Annotated in this window: 10 protein-coding genes; 7 read left to right on the top strand and 3 right to left on the bottom strand. The window is 47.4% G+C overall.

Translation table 11 applies throughout. From position 1 onward, the window contains the following. Positions 1-16 precede the first annotated feature (16 nt). Together HZF10_RS04925 and HZF10_RS04920 are read right to left on the bottom strand one after the other, a co-directional pair. Positions 17-2,125 carry a glycosyltransferase family 9 protein gene (locus HZF10_RS04925; protein ID WP_176005071.1) on the bottom strand — a complete coding sequence of 703 codons (2,109 nt, stop codon included), beginning with the start codon at positions 2,123-2,125 and terminating at the stop codon, positions 17-19. Continuing rightward, a complete protein-coding gene (locus HZF10_RS04920; RefSeq protein WP_176005070.1) occupies positions 2,122-2,382 on the bottom strand; it encodes a hypothetical protein in 261 nt (86 codons plus the stop codon). Before HZF10_RS04920 ends, HZF10_RS04925 begins: the two co-directional genes overlap by 4 nt. A gap of 442 nt (positions 2,383-2,824) precedes the next feature. Between HZF10_RS04920 and trhO the strand changes: the two genes are divergently transcribed. From trhO to HZF10_RS04885, 7 genes are all read left to right on the top strand, one after another. Continuing rightward, the gene (gene trhO / locus HZF10_RS04915) at positions 2,825-4,177 is read left to right on the top strand and encodes an oxygen-dependent tRNA uridine(34) hydroxylase TrhO (RefSeq protein ID WP_176005069.1); all 1,353 of its coding nucleotides are present in this window, start codon (positions 2,825-2,827) and stop codon (positions 4,175-4,177) included. Between the two features lie 376 nt (positions 4,178-4,553). Continuing rightward, complete coding sequence (ricT, locus tag HZF10_RS04910) at positions 4,554-6,059, top strand: regulatory iron-sulfur-containing complex subunit RicT (protein ID WP_176005068.1); 1,506 nt, start codon at positions 4,554-4,556, stop codon at positions 6,057-6,059. Beyond that, complete coding sequence (locus tag HZF10_RS04905) at positions 6,043-6,525, top strand: gliding motility lipoprotein GldH (RefSeq protein WP_176005067.1); 483 nt, start codon at positions 6,043-6,045, stop codon at positions 6,523-6,525. The genes ricT and HZF10_RS04905 overlap by 17 nt, the downstream gene beginning before the upstream one ends. Positions 6,526-6,585: 60 nt before the next feature. Then, positions 6,586-8,856 carry a penicillin-binding protein 1A gene (locus HZF10_RS04900; protein ID WP_246282492.1) on the top strand — a complete coding sequence of 757 codons (2,271 nt, stop codon included), beginning with the start codon at positions 6,586-6,588 and terminating at the stop codon, positions 8,854-8,856. 214 nt (positions 8,857-9,070) lie between these two features. Then, complete coding sequence (locus tag HZF10_RS04895) at positions 9,071-9,772, top strand: CoA transferase subunit A (RefSeq protein WP_176005065.1); 702 nt, start codon at positions 9,071-9,073, stop codon at positions 9,770-9,772. 65 nt (positions 9,773-9,837) lie between these two features. Then, positions 9,838-10,758, top strand: coding sequence for a hypothetical protein (locus HZF10_RS04890; RefSeq protein WP_176005064.1), 921 nt, complete (start codon positions 9,838-9,840; stop codon positions 10,756-10,758). Positions 10,759-10,784: 26 nt separating this feature from the next. Next, entirely contained in the window at positions 10,785-11,441 is a 657-nt protein-coding gene (locus HZF10_RS04885) for a 3-oxoacid CoA-transferase subunit B (protein ID WP_176005063.1), read from the top strand. Between the two features lie 46 nt (positions 11,442-11,487). On the opposite strand, the gene HZF10_RS04880 is transcribed toward HZF10_RS04885, so the two are convergent. After that, entirely contained in the window at positions 11,488-12,234 is a 747-nt protein-coding gene (locus tag HZF10_RS04880; RefSeq protein WP_176005062.1) for an NUDIX hydrolase, read from the bottom strand. Positions 12,235-12,331 lie beyond the last annotated feature (97 nt).

Below are 12,331 nucleotides of genomic sequence, written 5' to 3'. Positions count from 1 at the left end.
TGGAAAATCCCGAAGTTCAGAGACTGTCAAGTACAGTTTTTACTCCCTTTTTGTTAAAGGAATTTCCCATCAGCACCACAGTTTCGGGCGGCGTTAAAATCATGAACTGTTGCTCAAGGAAGTCTGTAAACTGTTGCATCTCTTGATCCAAACCATCAAAATTTCCCGAAAGCAGTCGTAGCACTTTCGATTTAGTTTCCGCATTGTTGAAATTGATCGTGAATTCGGTTTGACCGAGCTTGAGGATGCAATCGTCTACATTCCATTTTACATCCAATCCCGGATTAATCATCGGTTTGCTGGATTTTTCAGGAAATATCCGCTGCAACAATTTCAAGACCGCGCCCATAACTTTCGAAGGCGTGATCGACGACAGGCAAACCCGATCCTGACAATTGACCAAAATCCGGAAATCGCACGTCAAATCGCAATTGCCTTCTTTGCCGTACACGGTTTCATACATTTCGGCGAGGCTTCCCCAAACGCCTGGTCCGGTCGGCCCGTAAATCCCGACGGTTGGAATGTTGAACGCTTCGGCCAAATGCGTGATTCCCGAGTCGTTACCAATGTGGAAAATCGCTGCTTTCAAGGTTTCGGCTACGGCTTCAAGGTCTCCGTTCTCGATCGAAATCCTTGTATCAGAACGCAAAAACACTGTCGGATCAGGCTCGTCTTTGCCTAAAAAAATCCGACACTCCAATTCCGGGTAACGTTCCAGAATTTCGGCAATCACTTTCGCGAATTCCTTTGCCGGCCAAGCCTTGAGCAAAAATCCGGCGCCGGGATGAATCGTGAAATACGGTTTCTCCAGATTGGTTTTCTTTGGAAAATACGGATACTGGATTTTCGAATAATTGAGATCGCGATGCAGCCTCGACAATCCGTCCACATAATGTTGGGCCGCGTGCTGACGGATGCGTTTGTGCGTCGAATATTTTATGGCGTCAGGCAATTTTACGCCCATATAGGCCGGATAATTTCCGAGTTCTACAACCGTATCGAAATCCGATTCATCGACCAAATTCCTGTCGACAATCGCACTATTTTTCACATATCCGGACAAAAAAGAAACAAGCCGCGCTTCTACCGCAAAACTCACCTCATCGGCGGCCTGGTTCAATAAATTAAGTGCAGGCAGGCAAAAAAAGATGTCGCCCAATCCGCCCGAATTCTTTTTCACGAGCACTTTTCCCATAGTTGGGATTTCGGGTTGTGCCTTCCCGATAATTTCTTCGAGCCGGCTCCAGAAAATTTCGGGCGTCTCTTTCATTTCTTTTTTGGCGCGTTCGATGTCGTTCGGATAAAAATCGAACGAAAACGTACCGATGCGGTCGTTGGCGATGATCTCGCAACCCGACAAAAACGCTTCGGCGGCCAATCTTCCCGACGGTTCGGGCCAAAACGGCTGACAAAAAAACTGTTTCGTGCGACCCAAAATCTCAAGCACTTTTTCGTTGTCGATCATGTCGCGAAATTCGATATTGGTAGGAATCGCCAGATCGGTTTTGTTGCGCCCGTAAACCACAAATCGCTTTTGAGGATTGGCCGATGCGAATTCTACGAATGCCTTGGCGCCTTTCAGAAAACTTAAATCGCCGAAAAACGGGATTGTCGAATCGTCTTTTTGTGATGAAATCTGAAGCGAATCGACTTCGACTGTCGGTGGCATTATAAGTACATTTTCATGGATCGCTTCCCCAAAAAATTCCTTATGACTTTCGAGATGCCGTGGCGATTGGAAGCAATTGAGCAACGATTTCGAAAACAACTTTCGATATAAATGGAATTTTTCACCGTCGCAACATAGTTTTTGGTTTGGGTCCACCGTACAAATGATGTTGCGTCTCGAACAGAAGTTATAATCGTATTCCACTTTGGCGTAACCGATTCCGCTATCGATCAAAAAAACCAGCAATTCCTTTTCGAATTTGCATCGCGACGTGCTGTTTACGATGACCAAATCGGCAGAAAGAATGTTGTTTCTAGCGGATTCGAGATCCGTCAGCAAATCAGTTTCCACACGAAAACCTTTCCCCAAACCGAGATTCACGAGTTGGTTGATGGTAAGCTCGGCCCCGCGTTTAAGGGAAAGGTCGGTGTCGTGCAAAAACAGGATTTTTTTCAAGGTTTTTGTGGTGTTTTAGGTTTTTGGTTCAAATCCTGTGCTTTGGGTTGCTGTTTTTGGCGATCGTCGTAATAGCCGTCGTCATAGTAACCATCATCGTAGTAGCCGTCGTCATAATAGCCGTCATCGTAATAACCGCCATTGTAGTAACCGTCGTCGTCAGAACTGCAGGCCGTGAGCAAATTCCCGGTGACGAAAAGTCCCGACGTGACCAAAACGATCTTGGCCGAGCCTGTCAAAAAACTTCTTCTGTTCATAATCAATTGGTTTTGTGGTGATTGATAAATAAATGTAGGCCGAAATCAATCTGTAACTTTTTAAGTATTCCTGTTATACGTTGTAAGATTTCGAAGCCTGTTTTTAGAAGACAGATTTTTTGGGTTTGACCCTACCTGACTAAGGTATTTTAGGTTGGGATGGATGGGAATTTGATTGAGATTGTAAGGGTTTTCTACTTTACATTTCCACATCAGTTTTTGGGGTTGTAAGACCTAACAGGTCTTGAAGACCTGTTAGGTCTACAAAGGTCGCGCGCAAGCAGTCATCCAAATTACAGTTTTCACGTACATTTTCTTAAAATTTACGCGAATGGTTTGGCCAATACAATCTTATTACCAGTACATACCAACTTCCGAATTGCAAAATCCTAAAAACCACTTATCTTTGCGCCCGAAAAACTCCACTTAATCTGTTTATAGCATGCAACTGTACAACACATTGAGCGCAGAGGAAAGAGCCGCCCTTATCGACGAGGCCGGAAAGCAACGACTCACTTTGTCGTTCTATGCCTATGCGCGTATCGAAGATCCGAAAAAATTCAGGGACGATCTATTCATGGCTTGGGAACCGCTTGAGGTTTTGGGCCGGATTTACGTCGCCCACGAAGGCATCAACGCCCAATTGTCTTTGCCTGCCGATCATTTCTACGAATTCCGCGACACGCTCGAGACTTACGATTTCATGCAAGGCATTAGACTCAATGTCGCCGTCGAGCAAAACGACCATTCATTTTTGAAACTCACGATAAAAGTGCGCGATAAGATTGTGGCCGACGGATTGAACGACGACACGTTCGACGTCACCAACAAAGGCATCCATCTTGGTGCAGCCGATTTCAATGCGATGCTCGACGATCCGAACACGATCGTGGTCGATATGAGAAACCACTACGAAAGCGAGATCGGGCATTTTGTCGGGTCGATCAAGCCCGATGTGGACACGTTCCGCGAGTCGCTTCCGATCATCGAAACCCAACTTTCGGAATTCAAGGAAGGCAAAAACCTTTTGATGTATTGCACGGGAGGAATCCGTTGCGAGAAAGCAAGTGCGTACTTCAAACACAAAGGCTTCAACAACGTCTATCAGCTTGAAGGCGGAATTATCGAATATACGCGCCAAGTGAAAGCCGAAGGTCTGCAGAGCAAATTCATCGGAAAGAACTTCGTGTTCGATCACCGCTTGGGCGAAAGGATCACAGACGATATCGTCTCGAACTGCCACCAATGCGGAAAACCGTGCGACACGCATACAAATTGTGCGAACGAAGCCTGTCACTTGCTGTTCATCCAATGTGAGGAATGCGCGGAGACTTTCGAAGGCTGTTGCTCGACGGCTTGTAACGAAATCATCCATTTGCCCGAAGACGAGCAAAAAGCATTGCGTCGCGGCATCAAGAACGGCAACATGATTTTCAAAAAAGGAAAATCGGATGTTCTGACGTTCAGAAATTCTAGTCCAGGCGTGGTTGGCACGGCTGTTGCGGAACCGAAAAGACGTTTTGAGACGACAGCGAAAATCAAGAAAGCCTACGTTGGAAAAGGCATCCACTTTTTCCCGAAAGCATCGATAGGGCAATTTTTGGTGGAAGAAGGCGAATTGTACGTTTCGAATGAAATACTGATTTCGGGTCCGACGACAGGCGAACAAAAATTGATCATCGAGGAAATGTTCGTGAATGACCAACCGGCAACCACGGCAAGAAAAGGCGATCTGGTGAGTTTCAAATTGGATTACCGCATCCGTCTTTCGGATAAATTATACAAGATATTGTAATCGACGACATTTTCAACGCGAGAAAACCTGTTCCATTTGAGCAGGTTTTTTTTCGCGTTTGCGTTCGCTTCGCTCGTGTGGGATAGCGGTATCTGTTTGAGCTCTTTTGGATAAACCTCAAAGGTTTTGAAAACCTTTGAGGTTTCCGAAAAGCGAGTACCGACAGCCCGACGGCGGTTTAGAAAAATGCTACGCATCATCAGTTTTTGTTAATCATCTGAACGCCCAAACCTCAATACAGAAAGCAGTAACAGCAGCAGTTTCGGATTGTTCGCGCTTTAGCTTCTCTACTTTCGACTTTCAGACTAAAAACACTATCTTTACCCGCAATTCAAACGTGAAACGTAGCGGATTTTCCGCGATCATTATATAAAATATGGCATGTACAACTTGTTCGACCTCGGGCGGCGGATCCGTCAAAGGTTGTAAAAATAACGGCACGTGCGGAACTGACAGTTGCAACAAACTGACGGTTTTCGACTGGCTGGCCAACATGAATCTTCCCAATGGTGAAGCGCCTTTCGACTGTGTCGAGGTGCGTTTCAAGAACGGCCGAAAGGAATTCTACCGCAACGCGGAAAAACTCACGCTCAGCATGGGCGATATCGTCGCGACGGAAGCTTCTCCGGGGCACGATGTCGGAATCGTGACGCTGACGGGCGAGCTCGTGAAGATTCAGATGAAGAAAAAAGGCGTGGCTCCGAATGCGCCCGAAATCCTTAAAATTTACCGCAAAGCGTCCCAAAAAGACATCGACATCTGGTCGAATGCGCGCGACAAGGAAGAGCCGATGAAGGTTCGTGCGCGTGAACTCGCGATCATGCTCAAGCTCGAAATGAAGATTTCAGATATCGAGTTCCAAGGCGACGGATCGAAAGCAACATTTTATTATACCGCGAACGATCGTGTCGATTTCCGTCAGTTGATCAAGGATTTTGCACGTGAATTCAGCATTCGCATCGAGATGAAACAGGTCGGTTTCCGTCAGGAAGCATCTCGACTTGGAGGAATCGGATCTTGCGGACGCGAATTGTGCTGCTCGACTTGGCTGACCGATTTCCGCAGCGTGAATACATCGGCGGCGCGTTACCAGCAGCTTTCGCTGAATCCGCAGAAATTGGCCGGACAATGCGGAAAACTCAAGTGCTGTCTCAATTACGAGCTCGACACGTATATGGACGCGCTCCAGGATTTCCCTGATTTCGACACCAAACTTCAGACCGAAAAAGGCGACGCGGTGTGCCAGAAACAAGACATCTTCAAAGGCTTGATGTGGTTCGCTTACACCGACAATTATGCGAATTGGCATACGATCGGAATCGAGCAGGTAAAAGAAATAATTGCCGAGAACAAACAGAAACGCAAAGTTTCTTCGTTAGAGGATTATGCGATAGAAGTCGAAGTCGAGGCCAAGACCGAATTCAGCAACGTAGTCGGACAGGAAAGCCTTACGCGATTCGACGTTCCGAAACGCAGCAACAAGAAGCGCAAGAAAAAAGGCGGCGGAAGAGAAGGAGTCGAAGTTTCCGGAGGGAATCCGAACCAAAATAAAGGTCCACGCGAAAACAGAGGCCCGAGACCCGAAGGAAAAGGCCCGCAAGACCGTCGACCGCAAGGTGACAAACCACGTTCGGAAGGCGAACGAGGACCGAAACCGCAACAAAATCGCGAGCGAGGGCCGAAACCGGAAATGAGGCAAGACCAGCAAAGGCAACAACGTCCGGCACAGGCACCGAGGAACGATGCCGAACGCGGACCGAAACCACAAGCTGAAGGCCAAAACCCGAACGCCGAAGGTGCACCGAAAAAGAACAACAAAAACCGAAATAGGAACAGGAACCGCAACCGTGACAAAGGAAGCAGCAATGAACCTCAAAACTAGCATCATTCTTTTACTGGTCGGGATTTCTCTTTTTTCATGCGACAAAAAGAGGGTTTTCGACGAATACAAAAACGTGGGCAACGGCTGGCAAAAAGACACCGTGGTAAGTTTCGACTTGCCCGAACTCGATCCGCTCAAGACGTATAATTTGTTCGTGAACGTACGCGACAACGACAAATACCAATTCAACAACCTGTTCCTGATCGTTTCTATGGAACAACCGAAAGGCGTCGTGAAAGTCGATACGCTCGAATATGAAATGGCCGATGCGGAAGGCAACCTTTTAGGCGAAGGCTTTTCGGACATCAAGGAAAACAAGCTGTTCTATAAGGAAAACATGCGTTTCCCGAAAGGAAAATACAAAATCAACATTCGCCAAGCCGTGCGCCAAAACGGGAAAGTATCGGGCGTCGAAAAGCTCGATGGCATTACCGAAGTCGGTTTCCGCATCGAATCAACACCATAAGCCATGAAAAAATACATCCCAAAAAAATACGTTCCCAAAAAGAATTGGCTGCAACGGGACATGGCGTTCTACAAACGCAAATTCTGGCAATTCCTGTTTTACGGATTGGGTTTCATCATTTTATTTTTCCTGTTGGCCTCTTGGGGTGTTTTCGGATCGATGCCGTCGTTCGAGGAATTGGAAAATCCCGAATCGAATCTGGCCACCGAAATCATTTCGTCCGATGGCGTGACCATCGGTAAATTCTACAACGAAAACCGCACGATGGTCAAGTACGAAGCGCTTCCGAAACACCTTGTGAACGCTTTGGTCGCCACCGAAGACGAACGTTTCTACGAACATTCGGGAATCGACGGAAAACGTACCATCGGAGCGGCCGTACGACTCGGAACCAGCGGCGGTGCGAGTACGATCACGCAACAGCTAGCCAAGTTGCTTTTCCACGGAGAAGGTTCGAGATTTCCGCTTTTCCGCTTGGTGCAAAAAGCCAAAGAATGGATCATCGCCGTTCGCCTTGAAAGACAATACACCAAAAACGAAATCATCGCGATGTACTTGAACAAAGCCGATTTCGTGAACACAGCCGTAGGAATCCGCTCGGCTGCGAAAGTATATTTCAATAAAGAGCCCAAAGATTTGTCGGTCGAGGAAAGCGCGATGCTCGTCGGGATGCTCAAGAACCCGTCGTTGTTCAATCCCATCCGACGTATGGAAAAGACGCGTTTGAGACGAAATGTCGTTTTGGGGCAAATGGTCAAAAACAAGTTCCTTACCGAAGCCGAAAAGCAGGAATTGGAAAACAAGCCGATCGTGCTCGACTTCCATCCGGAAAGCCATAAAGAAGGAATAGCGACGTATTTCCGCGAATATTTGCGCGAATTCATGAAGAAATGGGTCAAAGACAACCCGAAACCCGACGGTTCCGATTACGACATCTACAGCGACGGCCTTAAAATTTACGTGACGCTCGATTCGCGCATGCAGGAATATGCCGAAGAAGCCGTCTCGAAACACTTGCCAAACCTTCAAGTCGAGTTCGACAACCAGCAAAAAGACAACAAGAACCGACCTTTCGTGAGGATTTCGGATGCCGAGACGCAGAAAATCATGATGTCTGCCATGAAAAATTCCGACCGTTGGAAAGAAATGGAAGCCAACGGGAAAAGCGAGGAAGACATCATCAAATCGTTCGGCGTGAAAACCAAAATGACGGTATTTACCTGGAAAGGCGAGAAAGATACGGTGATGACACCGACCGATTCCATCCGTTATTACAAAGGTTTCCTACAGACGGGAATGATGGCGATGGAACCAAGAACGGGCCACATCAAGGCCTGGGTCGGTGGCATGAACTACAAATATTTCCAGTACGACCACGTGGGCCAAGGCGCACGTCAAGTGGGTTCAACGTTCAAACCGTTCGTATATGCGACGGCGATCGAACAGCTCAACTACTCGCCTTGCGACTCGATCCTGGATTCGCCTTTCACGATCCCGAAAGGACGCCACCACGTGACCGAAACCTGGACGCCGAACAACTCCGACCACCAATATCGCGGTATGGTGACGCTAAAGAAAGCACTCGCGTTGTCGATCAATACCGTATCGGCCAAACTGATCGATAAGGTCGGACCTGAAGCCGTGATCGACTTGACGCATAAACTCGGCGTGAAATCGGAAATTCCGGCACAGCCATCGATCGCACTTGGAGCCGTTGAAATCACGGTTATGGACATGGTCGCCGCATACAGCACATTCGCCAATCAAGGCGTCTACATGAAACCGCAATTCATCTCGAGAATCGAGGATAAAAACGGCACTCTGATTTACGAACCGATGCCGGAATCGCACGACGTGCTTAATAAAGATGTGGCTTTTGCCGTGATCCGATTGCTAGAAGGCGTTACCGAAAGCGGTTCGGGTGTGCGTTTGCGTACCCAGGGCGGTGGTTACGGATATGAGCGTGTGACGGGTTATCCGTATGTGTTCAAAAACCCGATTGCAGGAAAGACAGGAACATCGCAAAACCAGTCCGACGGTTGGTTCGTGGGTATGGTCCCGAATCTGGCCGCAGGCGTTTGGGTAGGTTGCGAAGACCGATCGGCGCGATTCAAGAGCATCACGTACGGACAGGGTGCGGTCGCCGCGCTTCCGATTTGGGGTATGTTCATGAAGAAATGTTACGAAGACAAAGATCTAGACGTTTCGACCAAAGATTTCGAACGACCGTCGAACCTGTCGATAAAAGTCGATTGTTGGGCGCCTGTGCAGAAAGATTCGACGGCTGTAGACAGTACGGCTCAGGATACGGACGAGTTCGAAATACAATAAAAAAATCGCTTTTTTGAGTTGTTTAAACCTAACAGGTTTTGAAAACCTGTTAGGTTTAAATTTATGAACTCCCGCCAAACGTCGATTACAGATTTTCTGCCTCAAATCTTAAAATCCAAACTTTAACTTTTATTGCTTCGAATTGCTAAGGGCGCGATTGCGAAATCGTTTGAGAAGCGTATTTTTGCAAAGATTTTTTCAAATCCATCAACTCATGATCAATAAGAAAGTCAATTCGGTACACGAAGCATTAGACGGAATCCAAGACGGCATGACCATCATGCTAGGTGGTTTCGGTTTGTGCGGAATCCCTGAAAACTCTATAGCCGAACTCGTGCGCAAAGGCACGAAAGACCTTACCTGTATTTCGAACAATGCCGGTGTGGACGATTTCGGACTCGGTCTTTTGCTACAAAAAAAGCAGATCAAAAAAATGATCTCGTCTTATGTAGGTGAAAACGCCGAATTCGAGCGTCAGATGCTATCGGGCGAACTCGAAGTCGAACTTACGCCTCAAGGCACACTTGCCGAAAAATGTCGCGCGGCCCAATGCGGAATTCCCGCTTTCTACACCCCGGCCGGTTACGGAACCGAAGTGGCCGAAGGAAAAGAAGCGCGCGAATTCAACGGAAAGATGCACATTCTCGAAGAAGCGTTCAAAGCCGAATTCTCGATCGTGAAAGCATGGAAAGGCGACGAAGCCGGAAACCTGATTTTTAAAGGAACGGCGAGAAACTTCAACGCGCCTATGGCCGGAGCCGGAAAAATCACGATTGCCGAAGTTGAGGAACTGCTCCCGGTAGGCAGTCTCGATCCGAACCAAATCCATATTCCGGGCATTATGATCCAACGGATTTTCAAAGGAGAAACGTTCGAAAAACGCATTGAGCAAAGAACCGTGCGCGTTAGAAAATAAATTATATATTTGGCCGCCTTTGGGCAGAAACCATTTACATAATTATTTAACTATCCCTATTTTAAATGAGAAAGATTTTTACATTACTTTTTGTGGCAGTAGCCTTATTGCAAGGTTGTTCGGGCGGAGATGAAGGCTCAAGCTGCTCTAAAATCGATTCGTTCAGCGTAACGTCCCAACTTGACAAATTGCATTTCAACATCGTCGCGGAAGGCGATGCAGGTTTTTACGAAATCAGCTTCGGTCCTTCTGACCAGGCATATCCAGGCGGCGGATACACGACCACCACACAAGCAACGACGGGCGATCTCGACCTAGAGGAGTTCACCGATTTTTCGAATGGCAGTACAATTACCATTTACGCACGTGCCGTATGTCCTGATGGAAGCAAAAGCAAATGGACGCCAGGTGTAACCGTTTCCATAAACGATTACTGCAGACGACCGGACAACATCAACTATACGCTTGAGCTTTCGTGGGACAACAGGAATTGGGGAGAAAATGTCTCACAATACCAAATCAAATACGGCGAATCCGGATTTACCGGAAACGGAACCGTCTTCACGACCAACAATACGTTTTACGACGGAATCCCGATGGCGGCCCAAACGTCTTACGACTTCTACGTTCGTGCGAATTGCGGCGGAAGCAGCTGGAGTTCTTGGGAAGGTCCGTACACGTATTTTTCGCAAACCAACCAAAACATGTGCCTGCAGCCGAGCAACGTCTCGTATACCATCGAATACACCAACGGTAGTTTGTGGGGCGCCAATTTCAGCTATAACGGCAATGGAGAAGATCAGTTCGAATACGCTCTGATGACAGGTACAGCCGCTCCGACCAATGCCCAGTTGAGCACGATCAGCTCCGGATTCACGCCAACCTATACCGGTTTGAACGTAAACACAACCTATAAGTTCTGGATCCGCGGTATTTGTGACGATGGAAGCCGCACGGCCTGGAGCACGATTATGGTTACACACTAATTAGACAACACCTCATTAACGATACTATGCTCGGCAAAGAAGACATCGCAAAACGCATCGCGCAAGAAGTAAAAGACGGATATTACGTCAACCTCGGAATCGGCATCCCGACATTGGTCGCCAATTACGTGCGTGAGGATATTTCTGTTGAATTCCAATCGGAAAACGGTGTGCTCGGCATGGGTCCGTTCCCGTTCGAAGGAGAAGAAGACGCCGATGTCATCAACGCCGGAAAGCAAACGATCACGACATTGCCTGGAGCGAGTTTCTTCGATTCGTCTTTCAGTTTTGGGATGATCCGCAGCCAACACGTAGATCTGACGATTCTTGGCGCGATGGAAGTTTCCGAGAACGGCGACATCGCCAACTGGAAAATTCCCGGAAAAATGGTGAAAGGAATGGGTGGCGCGATGGATTTGGTGGCTTCGGCCGAAAACATCATCGTCGCCATGATGCACGTGAACAAAGCCGGGGAATCGAAAATCCTAAAGCGTTGCACGTTGCCTTTGACAGGAGTCGGATGCGTCAAAAAAGTCGTAACCGAACTCGCCGTCATGGAAATCACGCCTAGAGGTTTCAAACTTTTAGAGCGCGCTCCCGGTGTTTCGGTCGATGAAATCGTAAAAGCTACAGAAGCCGACCTGATCGTCGAAGGAGAAATTCCCGAAATGGTCATTGGTTAAAAAATAAAAGGCGGAACTTAATTGCTCCGCCTTTTTTATTTCTTTCCTACCATTCCGATTGCAAGCCGTTCTTTAACGCATCGCGATACTTTTCCGCGTCGAAACGATACAGATCGGGTGCTTTGTGCGCACCGCCCTTTCGCGATTCGTTGAGCTTCTCGAGAATGTCATAGCGCAATATCTTTCGGTAGAAATTACCACGGTTGAGTTTTTTGTCCAGAATGATTTCGTACAGTTTCTGCAATTCGGGCATCGTGAATTTTTCGGGAAGCAAATTATAGCCTATCGGCTTGTAATTCAACTGCTTGCGCAAAGTCACGAGCGCTTTGTTGAATATGAAACGATGATCCATCATGAGATCGGGCAAATCACCTATGTCTTTCCATTCGCATTCAGCCGACACGGAATCCTTTACGGGCGTGACTTCGGCATAATTCACCAAAGCGTAATAGCCGATCGAGATGAAACGTTGCTTGTGCCACAAATCGTCTGGATAATCGGCAAAAAAACCTTCGGATCGTTGGGTTTGCCCGAACGTACGGAATTGCTGCAAGTACAAATTATCTACAGCGGTGCGCTCCTTGAGCATGCGATAGGCCGCGTCGTCTACATTTTCGTCCTTTCTCACATATCCGCCCGGAAGTGCCCATTGCTGCTGATCTTTCAACCGAAGCAGCAAAACCTTGAGCGCGTTGTTGTCGAAACCGAAAATCACGCAATCGATCGAAACGTGAGGCAAAAAATCACGCCACATGTTTTCGGAACGTTCTATCAGGGTTTTTCGCAATTCCATATCGCAAAGTAAACAAGTTTGATGGTGTCAAGCTCTATTTGAGTACCTTTTTACCAACATGTTGCAAATATCAAAATTAAAACTTAATATTGTTTCA

Source organism: Flavobacterium agri, assembly GCF_013401995.1.
Lineage (GTDB): Bacteria > Bacteroidota > Bacteroidia > Flavobacteriales > Flavobacteriaceae > Flavobacterium > Flavobacterium agri.
Note: the sequence above shows the minus strand (reverse complement) of the source record. Positions and strands in the feature narration are given on the sequence as shown.

Coding starts and splice junctions, on each gene's coding strand:
- HZF10_RS04920 (WP_176005070.1), bottom strand. CDS start 2,382: ATGAACAGAAGAAGTTTTTTGACAGGCTCGGCCAAGATCGTTTTGGTC.
- trhO (WP_176005069.1), top strand. CDS start 2,825: ATGCAACTGTACAACACATTGAGCGCAGAGGAAAGAGCCGCCCTTATC.
- ricT (WP_176005068.1), top strand. CDS start 4,554: ATGGCATGTACAACTTGTTCGACCTCGGGCGGCGGATCCGTCAAAGGT.
- HZF10_RS04905 (WP_176005067.1), top strand. CDS start 6,043: ATGAACCTCAAAACTAGCATCATTCTTTTACTGGTCGGGATTTCTCTT.
- HZF10_RS04900 (WP_246282492.1), top strand. CDS start 6,586: ATGGCGTTCTACAAACGCAAATTCTGGCAATTCCTGTTTTACGGATTG.
- HZF10_RS04895 (WP_176005065.1), top strand. CDS start 9,071: ATGATCAATAAGAAAGTCAATTCGGTACACGAAGCATTAGACGGAATC.
- HZF10_RS04890 (WP_176005064.1), top strand. CDS start 9,838: ATGAGAAAGATTTTTACATTACTTTTTGTGGCAGTAGCCTTATTGCAA.
- HZF10_RS04885 (WP_176005063.1), top strand. CDS start 10,785: ATGCTCGGCAAAGAAGACATCGCAAAACGCATCGCGCAAGAAGTAAAA.
- HZF10_RS04880 (WP_176005062.1), bottom strand. CDS start 12,234: ATGGAATTGCGAAAAACCCTGATAGAACGTTCCGAAAACATGTGGCGT.